This is a genomic window from Snodgrassella alvi (assembly GCF_002777425.1).
Lineage (GTDB): Bacteria > Pseudomonadota > Gammaproteobacteria > Burkholderiales > Neisseriaceae > Snodgrassella > Snodgrassella alvi_B.
The window spans coordinates 1-16,508 of record NZ_MDVC01000090.1; the positions used below are offsets into that span (position 1 = coordinate 1).

Annotated in this window: 17 protein-coding genes and 2 tRNA genes; 8 read left to right on the top strand and 11 right to left on the bottom strand. The window is 45.3% G+C overall.

The window, feature by feature from the left end; genetic code table 11:
• The coding region (locus BGI33_RS07985; protein WP_180298976.1) for a PAAR domain-containing protein at positions 1 to 745 on the bottom strand (745 nt) is incomplete at its 3' end.
• 524 nt (positions 746 to 1,269) lie between these two features.
• Here BGI33_RS07985 and ubiU point away from each other — a divergent pair.
• From ubiU to ubiT, 3 genes are read left to right on the top strand one after another with little or no spacing between them, the layout of a single operon-like run.
• Positions 1,270 to 2,280, top strand: coding sequence for a ubiquinone anaerobic biosynthesis protein UbiU (gene ubiU / locus BGI33_RS07990; protein WP_100090690.1), 1,011 nt, complete (start codon positions 1,270 to 1,272; stop codon positions 2,278 to 2,280).
• A 16-nt stretch (positions 2,281 to 2,296) separates the two neighbouring features.
• Complete coding sequence (locus BGI33_RS07995; protein ID WP_100090722.1) at positions 2,297 to 3,220, top strand: U32 family peptidase; 924 nt, start codon at positions 2,297 to 2,299, stop codon at positions 3,218 to 3,220.
• Positions 3,207 to 3,641, top strand: a complete 435-nt coding sequence (gene ubiT, locus BGI33_RS08000; protein WP_100090691.1) for a ubiquinone anaerobic biosynthesis accessory factor UbiT — start codon at positions 3,207 to 3,209, stop codon at positions 3,639 to 3,641. The genes BGI33_RS07995 and ubiT overlap by 14 nt, the downstream gene beginning before the upstream one ends.
• Before the next feature lie 82 nt (positions 3,642 to 3,723).
• Here ubiT and ubiG read toward each other — a convergent pair whose 3' ends face one another.
• The 4 genes from ubiG to BGI33_RS08020 all read right to left on the bottom strand — a co-directional run bounded on the left by ubiG (position 3,724) and on the right by BGI33_RS08020 (position 9,042).
• Positions 3,724 to 4,473 (bottom strand): bifunctional 2-polyprenyl-6-hydroxyphenol methylase/3-demethylubiquinol 3-O-methyltransferase UbiG, encoded by a 750-nt coding sequence (gene ubiG, locus BGI33_RS08005; RefSeq protein ID WP_100090692.1) that lies wholly within the window; start codon positions 4,471 to 4,473, stop codon positions 3,724 to 3,726.
• Positions 4,474 to 4,478: 5 nt separating this feature from the next.
• Entirely contained in the window at positions 4,479 to 6,140 is a 1,662-nt protein-coding gene (locus BGI33_RS08010) for an ArnT family glycosyltransferase (protein ID WP_100090693.1), read from the bottom strand.
• Positions 6,141 to 6,253: 113 nt separating this feature from the next.
• Complete coding sequence (locus BGI33_RS08015) at positions 6,254 to 7,666, bottom strand: amino acid permease (RefSeq protein WP_238791277.1); 1,413 nt, start codon at positions 7,664 to 7,666, stop codon at positions 6,254 to 6,256.
• Between the two features lie 308 nt (positions 7,667 to 7,974).
• Entirely contained in the window at positions 7,975 to 9,042 is a 1,068-nt protein-coding gene (locus BGI33_RS08020; protein WP_100090695.1) for a metallophosphoesterase, read from the bottom strand.
• 298 nt (positions 9,043 to 9,340) lie between these two features.
• Between BGI33_RS08020 and BGI33_RS08030 the strand changes: the two genes are divergently transcribed.
• A tRNA-Arg gene (locus BGI33_RS08030) sits at positions 9,341 to 9,416 on the top strand.
• A gap of 75 nt (positions 9,417 to 9,491) precedes the next feature.
• On the opposite strand, the gene BGI33_RS08035 is transcribed toward BGI33_RS08030, so the two are convergent.
• The 3 genes from BGI33_RS08035 to BGI33_RS13175 form a co-directional block, all read right to left on the bottom strand.
• Positions 9,492 to 9,935 carry a lysozyme inhibitor LprI family protein gene (locus BGI33_RS08035; RefSeq protein ID WP_100090697.1) on the bottom strand — a complete coding sequence of 148 codons (444 nt, stop codon included), beginning with the start codon at positions 9,933 to 9,935 and terminating at the stop codon, positions 9,492 to 9,494.
• 3 nt (positions 9,936 to 9,938) lie between these two features.
• Positions 9,939 to 10,091 carry a hypothetical protein gene (locus BGI33_RS13170; protein WP_180297060.1) on the bottom strand — a complete coding sequence of 51 codons (153 nt, stop codon included), beginning with the start codon at positions 10,089 to 10,091 and terminating at the stop codon, positions 9,939 to 9,941.
• A 62-nt stretch (positions 10,092 to 10,153) separates the two neighbouring features.
• A complete protein-coding gene (locus BGI33_RS13175; RefSeq protein ID WP_180297061.1) occupies positions 10,154 to 10,312 on the bottom strand; it encodes a hypothetical protein in 159 nt (52 codons plus the stop codon).
• A 273-nt stretch (positions 10,313 to 10,585) separates the two neighbouring features.
• Here BGI33_RS13175 and BGI33_RS08040 point away from each other — a divergent pair, with 273 nt between their 5' ends.
• Entirely contained in the window at positions 10,586 to 11,482 is an 897-nt protein-coding gene (locus BGI33_RS08040; RefSeq protein ID WP_100090698.1) for a DMT family transporter, read from the top strand.
• 251 nt (positions 11,483 to 11,733) lie between these two features.
• On the opposite strand, the gene BGI33_RS08045 is transcribed toward BGI33_RS08040, so the two are convergent.
• From BGI33_RS08045 to BGI33_RS08055, 3 genes are all read right to left on the bottom strand, one after another.
• Complete coding sequence (locus BGI33_RS08045; RefSeq protein WP_100090699.1) at positions 11,734 to 12,057, bottom strand: rhodanese-like domain-containing protein; 324 nt, start codon at positions 12,055 to 12,057, stop codon at positions 11,734 to 11,736.
• Between the two features lie 228 nt (positions 12,058 to 12,285).
• Complete coding sequence (locus BGI33_RS08050) at positions 12,286 to 12,513, bottom strand: ChaB family protein (RefSeq protein WP_100090700.1); 228 nt, start codon at positions 12,511 to 12,513, stop codon at positions 12,286 to 12,288.
• Between the two features lie 447 nt (positions 12,514 to 12,960).
• On the bottom strand, positions 12,961 to 13,617 hold the full coding sequence (locus tag BGI33_RS08055) for a protein-L-isoaspartate O-methyltransferase family protein (protein WP_100090701.1): 657 nt from the start codon (positions 13,615 to 13,617) through the stop codon (positions 12,961 to 12,963).
• 1,456 nt (positions 13,618 to 15,073) lie between these two features.
• Here BGI33_RS08055 and tpiA point away from each other — a divergent pair.
• From tpiA to BGI33_RS08070, 3 genes are all read left to right on the top strand, one after another.
• A complete protein-coding gene (tpiA, locus tag BGI33_RS08060; protein ID WP_100090702.1) occupies positions 15,074 to 15,829 on the top strand; it encodes a triose-phosphate isomerase in 756 nt (251 codons plus the stop codon).
• 14 nt (positions 15,830 to 15,843) lie between these two features.
• Positions 15,844 to 16,206 (top strand): preprotein translocase subunit SecG, encoded by a 363-nt coding sequence (gene secG, locus BGI33_RS08065; protein ID WP_100090703.1) that lies wholly within the window; start codon positions 15,844 to 15,846, stop codon positions 16,204 to 16,206.
• 19 nt (positions 16,207 to 16,225) lie between these two features.
• Positions 16,226 to 16,311, top strand: a tRNA-Leu gene (locus tag BGI33_RS08070).
• The last annotated feature ends 197 nt before the right edge of the window (positions 16,312 to 16,508 follow it).

The following is a 16,508-nucleotide window of genomic DNA, read 5'->3' on the forward strand; positions in this document are numbered from 1 at the left end:
CAATGCCTAAGGATATGGGGTGTTTGCCACTGCGTATCGGGCGCACGACGATGGGTTCACCACCGATGCGCACGTTGTTGGAAACTCTGACGCCACCCTCGCAGTTGTCGGTAACTTTGGCTTCACAGGTGCTGCGGTCGTTGCTGCGTACGGCGGGCTGGCTGTTGATGTAGACTTTGCTGGAACCTTCGGCCATGTATTCATATGTACCGGGTAGATGTGGATGCTTGGCACAGGTGATTTTGTCGTTATCTTTGGGTACTGCCCGTGGGTCGGCTGTAGCTACGGTAGGTCTGAAAATTTCTTTGGCCATTTCCCACAAGCCACTGAGTATACCTGCGGCTATGTCGAGGAATTCTGTGGGTTGTTGTGGTTGTTCGCTGTCTTCGGTCAGTTCGATGCTTGGGTCTATTGTGCCTGCGGCACGGGCTGCCGGTTTGCTGTTGATACGGGTATTGGGTGAGCCGGTGGTGATTTTGCCATCTTCGTTGAGGGGAAAGATGCTACTGACCCAGTCGGCGAGATTGGATACGACGTTATCGCCGCCAGTCATGGTCATGACGATGCCTACGACAAGGCTGAATGCCAGTCCACCGGTGGTTATGGAGCCGAAAACGAGGAAGGCTGCGGCTGCGGTAATGGCAGCATAGGTGGCGATTTCTACGGCAGCGCCAACGATGTCTGCGAGCATGGAGGTGTGTAAAAGGATGTCTCCCTCGCGGGCAGCCCAGTAGGCTTCTCCCATGGCAATCCCCTTAAATGATTGGTTTTTGGATTATGTTTGTTGGTAAGCTATTTTCTCTTTCCGAAAGGTATGCAGGTTACTTAATTGCTAATGTGGTTTGGGCAGATAAATAGAACTTACCAGCTCATGTGAGTAGGTTGTGTAATTTGCTATTCCAGTTTGCTGTAGTGATTTCTTTTGAATAAATATATCAAAAATTTACTTTAATTAATCATATTGTTCAGATTGATTCAATATTAGTTGATGTATATCAAAATATTATTTGAAATCCAGCTCAGAGTTGGTGGTCTGGCTGGATTATTAGATTTTTTTAATTTGGTATCTGGTTCTGTATTTTTTCTAAAATTAATATAAAAAACCGGTTTTATTCGATTTTGGCTTGTTTTTTGTCAATAAATTCTGTTTTGTTAAATGTTTTAATCTCGCGCTTGTGCAGGGTTGTGATGCCTGTGTGATGCTGGCGGGATATTTGTTATTTGCTGGCTGTTGATTGGTGTTTTTGTGTATGGGGTTGGTGGGAGCGAATGAATAGGAAGATTCCCGAGCTGGTGTGTCCGGCAGGTAATTTGCCGGCGTTGAAGATGGCGGTAGAGCATGGGGCGGATACGGTTTATATGGGGCTGAAGGATGCGACTAATGCGCGTAATTTTGCTGGCCTGAATTTTGACCGAAAGTCGGCCGCCGAGGGAATTGCGTATGCACATCAGAGAGGGCGTAAGGTATTAATGGCCATTAATACTTATGCGCAGGCTGGTGAGGTAAAGAAATGGCAGCAGGCGGTGGATACGGCGGCTGAGCTGGGGGTGGATGCGGTGATTCTGGCGGATATGGGTTTGCTGGCCTATGCACGTAAGACGCATCCGCAGTTGGCCTTACATATGTCGGTGCAGGGTTCGGCTACGAATTATGAGGCGATTAATCTGGCACAGGAGCTGTTTGGGATCCGGAGGGTGGTATTACCTCGGGTGCTGACTTTGCCACAGGTAGAGCAGGTGATTAAGCACACTACGGTAGAAATTGAGGTATTTGGCTTTGGCAGTTTGTGTGTAATGGTGGAAGGGCGCTGTTTGCTGTCAAGTTATGTAACGGGAGAATCGCCGAATACGTTTGGTGTGTGTTCGCCAGCGAAGTATGTGCGCTGGGAACAACATGCTGCGGGGATGGATGCGCGTCTGAATAATATTCTGATTGACCGCTACGGCGCGGATGAACCGGCAGGCTATCCTACTTTATGTAAGGGGCGTTTTCAGGTGAATGAGGAAACGTATTATGCATTGGAAGAGCCTACTAGCCTGAATGTGCTGGAGATTTTGCCGCAGTTGCTGGGGATGGGAGTAGCAGCGATTAAGGTAGAAGGCCGGCAGCGTAGTCCGGCTTATACGGCGCAGGTGACGAAGGTGTTGCGACAGGCTCTTGATCTGGCGGTGCAATGCCCTGAGCAGTTTGCGGTGAATCCGTTATGGCAGCAGGCGCTGGCAAAGGTGTCGGAAGGGCAGCAGGTAACGCTGGGTGCGTATAACCGGCCGTGGAAATAATGAAGGAATGTGAATGATGCAACAGGATAAGCTGGCTTTGTCTCTGGGGCCGATTCTGTTTTTCTGGCAGAAGCAGCAGATTGTGGATTTTTACCAGCAGATAGCTGGAGAGCCGCTGGCGACGATTTATATGGGCGAAACGGTATGTTCGCGCCGGCAGGAGCTGAAAGTGGCCGACTGGATTGATTTGGCGCGGGATGTGGCGGCCAGTGGCTGTGAGGTGGTGTTGTCTTCGCAGGTGCTGCTGGAAAGTGAATCTGATTTGAAGCGTTTGCGTAAGCTGGTAGAACAGGAGGATTTCCGGGTAGAGGCTAATGACCTGGCTGCGGTACGACTGCTGCATGCGAAAGGTATTCCTTTTGTAGCCGGACAGGCGCTGAATGTTTATAACGAGCAGACGCTGGCTTTGATGCAGTCGCTGGGGGCTTGCCGCTGGGTGGCTTCAATTGAGCTGGCGGCTGACAGGCTGGCACAGATGATTGCGGCAGTACCGGATATGGCTTGTGAGGTATTTGGCTGGGGCAAGTTGCCGCTGGCGTATTCTTCACGCTGTTTTACGGCACGGCACTACAATCTGAAAAAGGATAGCTGTGAATTCAAGTGTCTGGAACATGCAGATGGTTTGCCGCTCTATACGCGCGAGGAGCAGGCTTTTCTGACGATTAACGGTATTCAGACGATGTCTGCCGGCTGCCATTCGCTGCTGGCACGCTACCAGCAGTTGTTGGCTATGGGGGTGAAGTATTTCAGGATTTCCCCACAAGGGCAATATATGGCGGAAGTTATCTGGCTGCATCAGCAGATGCTGACTGGAACAATGGCGGAAAAAACTGCTTTGTCTGAACTGAGTAGGTATGCAGGTGGTACGCTAGTGGATGGCTACTGGCAGGGTAGGGCTGGAATTAATCAATGTGAAGAGGTGATGCATGCAGGTGCCTGATAAGGTGATGCCGGTATTTTTGAAAAAGGTGGTTGGGCTGTTGCCAATGAAGCCGCCGGCATGGTTGTTGATTAATACGCTGAATCAGTTGCTGAAAAAGCAGATTTTGCTGGCGGATATGTCTTTGCTGGCCGGACGCTGTTTTCGGATTGTGGTGGCAGATTTGGGTTTGAATTTGTGTTTCAGTGCCACTGAGGAGCGTTTTGTGGTGGCTGATGCTGCTGCGGTGGATTTGTGCCTGAGCGCAAATACGGCTGATTTTGTGAAGATGCTGCTGCGGCAGGAAGACCCGGATACGCTGTTTTTTAATCGCAGGCTGAAAATTGAGGGCGATACGGAGCTGGGGCTGGTGGTGAAAAATTTGCTCGACAGTATCGACTGGTCGACTATTCCGGTGATGAAATCGCTGGTGGGGCAGTAAGGTTTATTTGTTGCGGTAAATTAAGGTGATGTTGTTGCCGGTATCTGGCTGATACCGGCTTTTTTGTGCTGCTTTCTGGCTGTTAGTCCAGAGGACGACGGCAGGCTATCATGTAGTTGACGTCTAGTCTGTCGGTGAGGTGGTAGCGTCTGGTTAGCAGGTTGTAGGTGAAGCCGCTACTGCCCAGCCATTCGAGGCCGGCCTGTCGGCACAGGCGTGCCAGTTCGGCTGGGGTGATGAATTTGCGATGATCATGGGTACCTTGTGGCATCAGTTTTAGGATGTATTCGGCAGCTATGATGGCTTGCAGGTAGGATTTGGTGTTGCGGTTGATGGTGGAAAAGCAGACTACGCCACCGGGCTGTACTAGCTGGGCACAGGCACGCACTACGCTGCCAGGATCGGGCACGTGTTCCAGCATTTCCATGCAGGTAACGGCGCCAAAGCTGGCCGGTATTTCTGCGGCTAAATCTTCCACACTCACCATGCGGTAGCTAATGTTGCCAATCTGTTCCTGCATAGCATGCAACTGGGCAATTTTCAGAGATTTTTTGGCTAAATCGATACCGGTAACGCTGCTGGCTCCGGCTTTGGCCATGGCCTCGCTCAGAATGCCGCCTCCGCAGCCTACATCAAGTATTTTTTTGCCGGCTAGCTGGGCATAGTTGTCGATAAATTCAAGCCGCAATGGGTTGATGTCGTGCAATGGTTTGAATTCGCTGTTTTTATCCCACCATTTATGTGCCAGTTGGCTGAATTTGTCGATTTCGCTGGCGTCGACATTGGTGGATGTGGCCGGAAGATGTTCTTGTTCCTGTGCTTGGGTATTCATGGTTGCTATTCCTTTGTTGCGGTGGTTTTTACCCACAAGGCGATGATTTTGTTTTTTTCGCGCGGGCGTGCACCTGCCCAGATTTCGTGCCATTGAGCCGGTGGTGTGGCTTTGAGGTCGCGGGTAATCAGGCGATAGTCACAATCTGGATTATCTGCTTGTAGTGGAATCCAGCCGTATTGCTGCCAGGCGATGCGGGTACTGAAATTGTCGTGATTGATGCTAATGCAGGCACGCCTGTCGCTAAAGGCCTGTAGTTGATCTTCACTCAGGCTGTTTTGCATTTGTTGAACTACCGGGCGGGCTGATTTGGCTGCATCCAGCCATGGTAAGAACAGGGTAAGCAGCAGTGACCACACTAGTAAAACACCAGCTGCCCAGTTGGTGACAGCTTGCCGGCCACGAATATGCTGGCGGGTAATTGCCCACAGCCACAGTGGTGTAAGTATGCAGGCTACGATTACTGGAAAGTAGTTCACGTCGTAGCGATAGTACGGGCTGAAATATACTGCTCGTTCTGCCAGTTTGGCTGGCCAGCCATAATTCATGGCGATAAAGCCCAGCCACAGAAATACGGCCAGAAAGCCAAAGGCCATGATGCCGAACCAGTTAAGGAATGCGATGGCGCCGCGCCGCAGGGCATCAAGTTGTGCTGCACCCAATACGGCCAGTGGTGGCAGGATAAATACAAGTAAATCCTGATATTGCTGCGGCAGGAGGGCAAATACTGGCAGGCTCAGGCCTAGCCATACGATAGCCAGAATGCCCCAGCACTGGTTTTTTAGCTTGCCGCGTGATGCAGTCCAGATGGCCAGCGGCCACGCCGGAAAGGCAAACCAGAGCAGGTTTTTCAGATAATAGCCGAGGGAGAAATGTATCTCAAAATGGCGAAACCCGCCGAAAGGTGCTAATGCATGATATTGCCACCACAGATTAAATATATTGGCGGCGGTTTGATATAAGGCCAGTGGCCAGATCAGCATTAATGGTAATGCACATAATAGGGAAATCAGCAGTACCAGATGATAACGCCGGTGCCGCCACTGTGGATACAGAAGCAGGCTGAATGCTACCAATATCAGCAATAATGGCCAGAGTAGGCTGCCGGTTAGCGACAGCACTGTCCAGCCACCGCCCAGCATCATACTGGCCATCATGATGCGCTGGTTAGCCAGAGAGAAGCCATACCAGCACATGGCTGCGCCAAGGCAAAGAATAATACTGTCGTTGATAAAGTGTGCCGGTATCAGGATACCGGTACAGCCCAGTAAAATCAGTACTGCAATACGACCATAGCCGCGCCCGAGAAACTGGCGGGCGGAGCCGCCGATGCAGGCAAACGTACATACTATCAGGATGACATTGGTGAGGCGGGTGGCTTCATAAGCATCCATCTGTTTCGGGCTGAACAGGTGCTGGCACAAGGTGGCCAGCCATATATAGAGAGGTGATGCTTCCCAATTTATTTCGCCAAAAATGGTGGGAATTGCCCAGTGTGCTGTCTGCCACTGATTGACTGTGGTAAACAGATAAGGTTCACCCGGTGTCCATAAATCATGATGCAGTACGCCTGGCCACAACCATACAAATACCAGTAACAACAGTAGCCATGAACGTTTTTTGTTCATGCCTTGCGGGCTGGGTTTGTTGGGGGTATAGGTGAGCATAGGATTCTGACTGCAATAAGTAAAGCGGTAAACGGGCTTTATGTTAGCGGAAAATGCAGCAGGCAGCCAGATGTGGCTGCCTGTAGTAGCTGTGATTAATACAAGTATTGGCTTTAATCAATATATTTGCTGAGATTTACCTGTTCCAGCGGCACTTTACGGGTACGGTAGCGCAGTTTGTGATACAGGTAGAATGCGGCAAATACTGGTAGCCCCATGTAGGTAATGGCAAAGCGCTGCCATTTGAAATCACCATGCAGCAATAATTGGCTGTCTTGTCCGATAATCACCAGAATACAGAGTAATAGCGCCAGAATCGGCCCAAACGGAAACCATTTAGCGCGATAAACCAGTGAGTTGATATCGTTACCCTGCCGCACAAAGGCACGGCGGAAGCGGTAGTGGCTGATGGCAATACCCAGCCAGGCAATAAAGCCGGTAAGGCCGGAAGCAGCCACAATGTATTCGTAAGCTCCTTCATCGACACTTTCCAGTAGGAAAATAGCCAGTACTACGATCGCGGTTGCCAGCAACGCTGGCACGGGTACACCACGACGGTTTACTTCGGAGAAAGTGCGGTGTGCCATGCCACCTTTACCCATGGCATATAGCATGCGTGTGGAAGCATACAGGCCTGAGTTACCGGCAGACAGAATAGATGTGAGAATAACTGTGTTCATCACGGCAGCGGCAAAGGCCAGACCAGCGCGTTCAAATACTAGGGTAAAGGGGGATTTGGCGATCTGATCCACGTCTGCACCGAGCAGGGCATCACTGTTATAAGGAATCAGTAGACCAATCACCAGCATGGCCAGAATATAGAAAATCAGAATACGCCAGAATACTTGCTTGATTGCTTTGGGAATGCTTTCCTGCGGATTTTCTGATTCGCCAGCAGTAATGCCAATAAGCTCCGTACCCTGAAAGGAGAAGCCGGCAATCAGGAACACGCCAAGCACAGTAAAAAATCCGCCCGACCAGCCATGTCCGAGTATTGGTGCATCGCCAATGGTGAAATTGCTCAAACCCACATACTGGCCGCCCAGAATACCGAAAATGGTCAGTACGCCTACGCCCAGAAAAACGATAACTGTGACTACTTTAATCAAGGCAAACCAGTATTCGGATTCACCATAGGCACGCACGGATAAGATATTGAGCAGAAAAACCAGTGTAAAAAACAGCAGGCTCCAGCACCATGCTGGCATAAAACGCAATGGTTCCCAATAGGTAATCACTAGTGAGGCTATGGAAATATCGGCGGCAACAGTAATCACCCAGTTAAACCAGTAATTCCAGCCCAGTGCAAATCCCAGTGACGGGTCGACAAAGCGAGCCGCATAGGTGGAGAATGAACCGGAAGTGGGTAGGTAGGTGGCCATTTCACCGAGTGAGGTCATGAGGAAATACACCATAATCCCAATAGCCATATAGGCCAGTAAGGCACCGCCCGGCCCGGCATCGTGAATGGCACTGCCACTCGCCATAAACAATCCTGTACCAATACTGCCACCAATGGCAATCATTGATAGATGGCGGGTTTTCAGATGGCGTTTAACTTGGTTGGAAGAGGAGTTGGCGTCTGTCATTCTGATATTGAGTAAATATAAGCTTTAGTATGCCTGAATATTTAGCTGTATCTGCTAAGTATTCATTGCCCGAACGGCTTGAATAAGGCTCAAAAGCGCCCTGCATGCTATCCTTTGACACACTAAAGTGGATTGCAGATTAAAGTATAAACAGCATTTGCTGGGACTTTTACCCTTTTTGCATATGCTGTTTTGTTGTAAAAGTGTTCATTATAGCAAATTGTATTGTTTACTGGCATGATTATTCAGTAAGAACGTTTACCCGAGTAATATTTACCGTTATTTAGCATAATCAGATTTTCCGGCCAGCGCAGTGCGGCCAGATGCATCTGGCTGTCTGCTGGTAAAATTGCTTTTTTGCGTTCACGCCAGCGTGCGCCAATGGAAAAGTCGACGCAGAATACTTGTTGCCGCTCGCCCAGCCAGTGTGTTGATGGTTCCTGAAACAGTTCTTTGCGGTGTTCGGCTACACCTGTACCGTACCAGCTGCGCCAATAGTGTCCGATAATGACTGCCACTGGATCGCTATACTGTTGCCACCACGGTTTTCTCACCGTAAAGCGCCAGCGGCCATTGATATAGAATGGCTGCTGTGTGATGGCCTGAATCCCACTGGTGAGTGCGCGTAGCGGGTTGTGACAACTGCGCAGTAAATCGTAATGTGCTACACCCGGCTGAAATGTCATGGGGTAATGTTCATTTTCCAGTTCTGCATTCAGTTGCTGCTTTTCCTGCATATAGTGTTCGTACCATTCGGTATGGCGGAAATCATCGAAAAAGCGGTCTTCCCAGTAGTGATACTGTTTAACCAGTGAGGTTTCGCTACACTGGAAAAGTTTATTGATACTGTCTGGCAACCATGCGGCATGGACAATACGCAAATCATGCCGTTGCAGAATTAATGGCCATTGTGACAAGGTATCCTGCAATTGCTTGCGCTTTGCGCTGCTGTAATGCTGCCACGGTGCGAAGCGTGCTTCATCCTGTGGCCTGTTATCAAAATACCAGCCGGAACCATCTTTAGGGTCGTCAATGAGTAAATTCAGTTCGTGATTGCCGATAATGGTAAAAGCGTTTTCTGCGGCTACTGCCTTAATTACCCAGTCTAGCACGGCCGGACTATCCGGACCGCGGTCACATAAATCACCGACAAATACCAGTTTACGACCGTGTTTATGCCGGCCAGATTCATCGTAGCCGAGAAAATGTAACAATTGCTGTAAAGCTTCCCATTCGCCATGTACATCGCCAATCACATCCAAAGCAGTATTGGCGGGCAGGGGGTGAATAAATGAGCATTTGTCAGAATACATAATATTGGTGACCTGCTTAATAGACCTGACAGCTGTCTGTGAATATATTTATTTGTTATTAAATAATATTTAATTAACTAAATCTGCTAAACATAGCACAAAAATTTTACGTATGCCAATTTTGCCGCTATAAATCCCTATTTTTGTATTATTATTACCAGTATGAATAAAAGTATTTAATTTCAGTAGTTTGTTTTTTATGGTGATTGCTGGGCTCAGTTTTGGTGCGCTATGAGTGCGGATAGCTTTTGCCAAGTTGGCCAATTTGGGCTAAAATCTGCCATTCTCTATTCGTATTGCACCTATAGCTCAGTTGGAAGAGTGTCGGTTTCCGAAGCCGGAGGTCACAGGTTCGATCCCTGTTGGGTGCACCAGATATATATTTAAGGGTTTCAGCTTGGCTGAAACCCTTATTTTTTGCAAAAAATATCATGTAATCGCTCTAATCGCTACTTCAAATGCAAATCAGAAATTGCATCGTGTAGTTGATTGGCTCGTCTGTTATTCAGCTCGGCTACACAAGCTAAACGTTGTATTTCAAGTGAATTGCCTGCTGCTCCTGCGCCCAGAGAAGAGGCAAATTTGCACTGGGTATCACGATATCTGGCGAAATCCTGATTTGCAGCTATTAAATTTGCTTTGGCCAGACTAATGTACTTGGGTTTTTCATCCCATTCGGAAAGTGTGTTAAGCGCTTTTTTCTCAGCCATTTGTAAAGCTTTCTGACTCTTTACGGCTTCCTTCTCCAGACATTCCCGCATTCCTGCCTGCGAAAAGGCGCTGCATTCCTCGCGCAAAGCCCGTTCGTCAAGAATAGTTGTAGTGGAGGCAGCAAAGCTTGTGACTGGCAATAAGGCTACCAGACATGATCCGATAAATTTTATGCAATTCATTTCTTAGCCGTTTCTTCTTAAATGTTTTAATACATAATCAAGTTTTTCTGCGTATTTCTTATCAGGATTTCTATTATATAGACTGGCTATCATTGCTGTAGATATGCTTTGCCAGCCAGAGATGACATGTTGTAGTGATGCTTTTTGATATTTCAATACCTGCTCCAGTTTAAGTTTACGCTCATCAATATCTGGATTGGATGTTCTCAATACGTCTATTATGGTACTTTTTTCTTGGCAATTTTTTCCAGAGTGTCATTGGATTCGACGGTAATCTGATAGATATTGGTGTCCGCGTCTGAATTGGTTTGGTAAGCAAATTTGGCCAATCGCTTAAGAAGATAGGCAATTCCTGCACGTATATTATGAATAGGCATGATTGTGACTGATATTTTCGTTAATTGTGACCGCTAGCTTTTTGGCGCAATTAATTTATAGTCTTCTTTAGTAGGTGATTTGTTTAATAAATCACCAGATACATTTATCTGAATACTGTATTAAATTTTAATCATAACGATTTAGTTTGTATTTTATTTCTCAATGATTAAATTCTTCGATAATGTTCTTGATATTTACTTTAGAATGCAGTTATTGATTACTGGCAAAGATTTTTAATAGTATTTTATTTATGTGGATTAAGAGAGTTTTTTGTGGCGATTTCAAAAAGAGCACAAGGGCATTTAATTGCGCTAATCACTATATTTATCTGGGGAACGACTTATATTTCTACTAAAGTGCTGTTAACGGATTTTAAGCCAATAGAAATTCTCTTTTTCCGGTTTGTGCTGGGTTATTTCACACTCTGGATTTTATCACCTCGTTTGTTTGCCTGGCAGGGGATCAGGCAGGAACTGATGTTTCTGGCTGCTGGGTTTTGTGGGGTAACCAGTTATTTTTTATGTGAAAATATTGCATTAACTTATACGACTGCCTCTAATGTGGGGGTGATTGCCAGTCTGGCACCGGTGTTTACGGCCATTTTGGCCATATTCTTTTTAAAAGCGGAAATACCTCCTGTGCGCTTTTATATTGGTTGTCTGCTGGCTATTTTGGGGGTTGCATTGATTAGTTTTAATGGCAAGTTTGTGCTCTCTCTTAATCTGCTGGGTGATTTGCTGGCGGTTATTGCCTGCTTGTTTTGGGCTGGCTATTCGATTTTGACTAAAAAGAGTAGTAGCTATGATTACAATATTATTTTGCTTACCAGACGCTTCTTTTTTTATGGTTTGATTTTAATGTTGCCGGCTTTGTATATATTTGATTTTGAATGGGGATTGTCAAGATTTGCCAAGCTAACCAATGTGTTTAATATTTTATTTTTAGGTTTGGGGGCTTCGGCAATCTGTTTTGCTTCTTGGAATTATGCGGTTAAATTGGTGGGTGCGGTTAAAATCAGTATTTATATTTATCTGGTGCCGATTATCACTATTGTGACTGCGATGCTTATTTTAAAAGAATCTTTTACCTGGATTGCTGCTGTAGGGACATTGCTTACGCTTAGTGGCGTGCTGTTATCGGAAGGTAAGATAAGAGTTAAAAGGAAATAGCCTGAATTTTAATGCTCAGAATTTAAATAGCTGAAAAAGCAAATTTGTTCTAATGCTGTTATTGTCTGAACTTATTGTTTTTATAATTAATTTAGCACAGTATTATCAGCAGTATCGTTATTGTAGATGCTGCTGAAATGCTGTGTTTTGCTGGCTTTCTTTGTGTATATTTATTGCCTGTTGATGCTATTCATTAGCAAAGCTTGCAATACAATAAGAGTCTGCTGGTTTGGGGGTATGAGGATTGGTAATTAATATGTGGGTACGCTGGCATCAACTTCTCGGGACCAAGCGTCAATGCCTCCATGGAGATTGTAGAGGTTGTCAAAGCCGGTTTCCTGTAGATACAGTGCTACCTGCATACTGCGCATACCATGATGGCAGTACAGAACGATAGGTTTGTCATCCGGTAATTCATTCTGGCGCAAGGGAATCATGTTCATGGGGATATGGTGGTGGCCGGGTATGGCAGCATACTGAACTTCGTTATCTTCGCGCACGTCGAGTAAGATAAAATCCTGATTCTGCTGTTGCCATTGCTGTAATTGTGCGGCGCTTAGTGTCTGGATAGTCATGATGATAAGTTGATGATGTGTGAAATTAATTTATGATTTGAATTGTGAAACCAGATTTGATGCTCAGGTTGCAACTGTTTCTCTTTAGGGTGCAAATGATACCCGGGTTATGCTGCATATTACAATGGCTGTTAAGTTTGCCGTGTACAGCCCATTAGCTACGGTACTATTGTGTCCGTAGAGGTTGAACTTGTGTTTAGATGGTGTGAGTAAGTAATGCGTAGCTGGTTATTTAGGCTGCCATTTGCCATCTTTACCTTTGTGGTACAGCTTTTCTACTGCTGCCCAGGCCACTTTAAATGCGATGGTTTCTGCGTCGCTGTTATCACGGCGTTTTTTCGGGTTTTGATATTCTTTAATGGCATGATTAAATGCTTCTTTGAAGATATCCTGTGCATGTTCGGGCAATGCATGCTGTACTGCTGCTGGCAGGTCGGTGCGATTTTGATAAGGCATGGTTCTGCTCCTGATAATTGGTTTATGCCTTAGTTAATACCAGAGTGATGGCTTAAGCAATAAATTTTCTAAATATATTATTGATTTTAATATTATTTAACTGTTTTGTTGCTGCTTTGTCATTGGTTTGGGTGTGGTTGCTGCGGACGTTATTATTCAGGTTGCAGTGGGAAAAAGAAAACATATTCGTTTCTATCAGGAAACAAAATATGGATGATGGGAATCGAATTATTTTTGGTGTATTTTGCGCTGAGATATGAAAAGTTTGTTTGATATCGGAGCACAGATATATGTTGATGCAACACGATATCTGGCTGGTAACGGTTATCACGCAAATGATTACAGCTAGCAGTGGCTATTGCTGCAAATAAAAAAGTTACATTGTTGTAAGTAGCAGCACAAGCTGTGGCAATAACAAGTTGTGCTGCTGATATGAACTTAATTTAATTAGAATTTAAACCGGTTTGGTGCTGATATTTCCAGACTGTGCAGGGCAGGAGCTACTGTTTCAAACAGGATGGTTTCTTTAAGCTGATTGTTTTGCCGTTCAAACAGAATGGCACGCATTACTGGTGCTTCGCCAATAATGGCTACCATGCGACCATCTTCTGCCAGTTGGTCGAGCAGGGTGGTGGGTAATGTTGGTAAGGAACCGCCGACATAAATGGCACTGAAAGGTGCACCGGGCAGTTTATCTGCGAGCCCGTCGCAGGTTTTGTAGCTGATGTTGGTGTAGTCGAGGTCGCTGAGGACAAGTTGGGCACGCTGCTGCTGTTCGGCGTCGATATCAACGGTGATGACTTTACCAGCCATTTTTGCCAGAATGGCTGTGGCATAGCCGGAGCCGGTACCAATTTCTACTACGGTATCGGTTAGATTCAACTTCAATGCCTGAATCATGCGTGCTACTACTTTGGGTTCGAGCATTTTGCCACCGTTGGCTAGTCCAAGCGCCTGATCGGTGTAGGCTACTTCCTGTTGCTGTGGCAGGACAAAGCGTTCACGTGGAATATCGGACAAAACATCCAGTAAGTCGAAATCTAATACGTCCCAAGGACGGATTTGCTGCTCAACCATGTTATAGCGGGCGGTATTGAAATCCATATCTGCTCCGAAATGCGCACACCCGCTGAACGGGTGAGTGGTAAAGAGGTTTATAAAAGCAAAGTGCTGTATTTTGGGACTATTGCACACGAATACAGCTTTGGTGAATTATAAAGCTATTTAGGTTGCGACAATAGGGTAATTGTGAATTGGTACGCTGAGAATGCGGATTAATATACTGATTAATGTATTAAAACATGAATAAATAAGGATTTATACATGTTTTTTGTTCGATTTATGATGAATGTTGTCATCTGTAGTAATGCAATCAGGAGATTTAAGCATTAGTTTAAAGCTATTAACCATGAAAGTTTTTTTATCTTTAAAAGTCCCTTTAAATTAATAGATATAATATATTGAATTTGTACCTTGCTGATTGAGAAACCGCTTTCTGTCTTTATCTTTGTTAAAGGATATATCCATATATCTACTCTAAAATATGTTATACGACGGGCATTCGCACGCATATAACATATCATAGGCGTAAATACCTATTTTTTTGCGAGGGCGTGGTGCTATTACATCCGCTTATAATAAATAATATACACAACACTACTATTGTATAAATTTTTCTCATTTTATTGAAAGAAAATATGTACAAATAATACTATGGTACTGTTGATTTATTTCTATTGGCTAATATCGTTTTTATTATAAACATTAATTGTTTAAATAGCTTTGTTGTTAATAAATTCAAAGTTATGTTTTTCACTGTTTTATGGCATTGGATCATTGTGTAAATCCCTCTACTGTTAGTATGTAGGAAAATATAGTTAGAATGGGTGTAAAAAATTTATGCTTAATTAGCAGGTAATATTATTAAAAAAATATTTATTAAATTCTAAACATTTGTTTTTAAATAATTAGTGATTGCTGTGGTTGGCAGTGTCTTTTTTTTATTTGGTCGCTAAATTAGGATGGATGTCGATTTTTAGTTTTATATTTTAGTTTTTGATTAGTTTTTTATAGGTTTTGCCATTTAATTTTATTAAACAATTAATTATATTGGTAATTGTTCTGCTATTCTTTATGGTATTTCAAGTGGCATTAAGAAGGTGGGTAATTCTCTCAATGGATAATAGAGCGGGCTTTTTGAGGCTTTGTTTACTTTGGTTATAGAAAATCGAATTTCATATTGTTTAAACCTAAAAAATGGTAAGTTGGTGATACCATTAAGATCAAGGAATTCAAGTTTGCTATAAAGTTTCTGTAGGTTTTAGAATTTTTAGAATGAGAAAATATTTGCTGTCGCTTGAAAAGTATTATCGCGGATCAGAAATAAATCGAAAGTTGACGGTTGTAAATTAATCCTGAGCAATCATGGGACGCAGACGGTAGTTTTCCGCTACAATGCCGCCATTTTGAAGCTGATGTTAATTTGTGGCATGGATGGTAAACACCGGTCATGGCCATTTGTTCAGGTTTGGCATGTTATTTGTCAGTAAGGGAAAAATATATGTGGCAGCATAAATGGGTAATTGGCAATTGGAAGATGAATGGCACTAATGCGACTAACCAGGCGCTGCTGCAAGCGTTGCTGAAACCTGTGGATGCAGCAGTGGCGCATGTATATTGTGGTGTGGCGGTGCCGAATGTTTATCTTGCTGCGGCCAGTGAGTTTGCTGCTGATACAGCATTGGCGGTTGGGGCGGAAGATGTGAGCCGTTTTGCTGCCAATGGTGCATTTACCGGAGAGGTAAATGCACGAATGCTGGCGGATGTGGGGGCACAGTTTGTGCTGATTGGTCATTCGGAGCGGCGGCAGTATTTTCAGGAAGACAATGAAGAGTTGCTGGCCAAGGTACAGAATAGTGTTGCTGCGGGCGTGCTGCCGATTCTGTGTGTGGGTGAAACACTGGCTGAACGCGAAGCCGGACAGGAGCAACAGGTGGTTAGTGCGCAACTGGCACTGCTGGCGCAGCTGGGCTTGAAAGAAGTTGTGGTGGCGTATGAACCGGTATGGGCGATTGGTACGGGTAAAGTTCCTGCTGTGGCACAGATTGAGGCTATGCATAAGTTAATTTATCAGGAAATCTTGTCTTTATGTGGGGAAGATGTTAAAATCCGCGTCCTTTATGGCGGTAGTGTCAACGCGAGCAATGCAGCTGAAATTCTGGCTGTGTCACATGTTGACGGTGCTCTGGTTGGCGGTGCCTCTTTGCAGGCTGACAGTTTTACCGCTATTATTCAGGCTGCATATGCGCCTGCTTGATAAAAGTTGATATCATGGAAGCATTTAAAACCCTTATTTTAATCGTGAATATTTTCGCGGCGCTGAGTGTCATTGTGCTGGTGCTGATGCAGCAGGGCAAAGGTGCGGATGCGGGCGCAGCATTTGGTTCCGGTAGTGCTCAGGGTGTTTTTGGTGCAGCGGGCAATGCAAATTTCCTCAGCCGCAGTACCGCAATTGCTGCCACTATATTTTTTATTAGCTGTCTGGCGCTAGGCTATATATCCACGCACCGGCATAGCGGTCTGGATTTCAGCAATGTGAAGCAACAGCAGGTGGTTGTACCGGCGAACCCGGCAGCGGCCAGTGCACCAGCCGTACCGGCGAAACCAGCACAGAAACCGTTGATACCGGAATAGAAAGTTTTTACAGTTAATTGCCGACATGGTGAAATTGGTAGACACGCCATCTTGAGGGGGTGGTGACCACAGGTCGTACGAGTTCGATTCTCGTTGTCGGCACCATATTTAAAATCAACAGTTTATATTTTTACATATGATGTATGCGTGCTAGTAGAATTGTGTAGCAGATTGTAATTTATATTGTTGGTTTAATTTGGATAATAGGGCAGCCTATAGGGGCTGCCCTTTTTGTTTGTATTGATAACGCGGTGCTGGCTCGGGTATTCAGCGGGCTGGTGTAGGCAAAGTGTTGGTGGTAC

Excerpts from the sequence above, each read along its gene's own strand:
- ubiG (WP_100090692.1), bottom strand. The coding sequence starts at position 4,473 with ATGAATACCCAAGCACAGGAACAAGAACATCTTCCGGCCACATCCACC.
- BGI33_RS08015 (WP_238791277.1), bottom strand. The coding sequence starts at position 7,666 with ATGATTGCCATTGGTGGCAGTATTGGTACAGGATTGTTTATGGCGAGT.
- BGI33_RS08050 (WP_100090700.1), bottom strand. The coding sequence starts at position 12,513 with ATGCCTTATCAAAATCGCACCGACCTGCCAGCAGCAGTACAGCATGCA.
- BGI33_RS08020 (WP_100090695.1), bottom strand. The coding sequence starts at position 9,042 with ATGTATTCTGACAAATGCTCATTTATTCACCCCCTGCCCGCCAATACT.
- tpiA (WP_100090702.1), top strand. The coding sequence starts at position 15,074 with ATGTGGCAGCATAAATGGGTAATTGGCAATTGGAAGATGAATGGCACT.
- BGI33_RS08010 (WP_100090693.1), bottom strand. The coding sequence starts at position 6,140 with ATGCTCACCTATACCCCCAACAAACCCAGCCCGCAAGGCATGAACAAA.
- BGI33_RS08035 (WP_100090697.1), bottom strand. The coding sequence starts at position 9,935 with ATGAATTGCATAAAATTTATCGGATCATGTCTGGTAGCCTTATTGCCA.
- ubiT (WP_100090691.1), top strand. The coding sequence starts at position 3,207 with ATGCAGGTGCCTGATAAGGTGATGCCGGTATTTTTGAAAAAGGTGGTT.
- ubiU (WP_100090690.1), top strand. The coding sequence starts at position 1,270 with ATGAATAGGAAGATTCCCGAGCTGGTGTGTCCGGCAGGTAATTTGCCG.
- secG (WP_100090703.1), top strand. The coding sequence starts at position 15,844 with ATGGAAGCATTTAAAACCCTTATTTTAATCGTGAATATTTTCGCGGCG.
- BGI33_RS13175 (WP_180297061.1), bottom strand. The coding sequence starts at position 10,312 with ATGCCTATTCATAATATACGTGCAGGAATTGCCTATCTTCTTAAGCGA.
- BGI33_RS08055 (WP_100090701.1), bottom strand. The coding sequence starts at position 13,617 with ATGGATTTCAATACCGCCCGCTATAACATGGTTGAGCAGCAAATCCGT.
- BGI33_RS07995 (WP_100090722.1), top strand. The coding sequence starts at position 2,297 with ATGCAACAGGATAAGCTGGCTTTGTCTCTGGGGCCGATTCTGTTTTTC.
- BGI33_RS08045 (WP_100090699.1), bottom strand. The coding sequence starts at position 12,057 with ATGACTATCCAGACACTAAGCGCCGCACAATTACAGCAATGGCAACAG.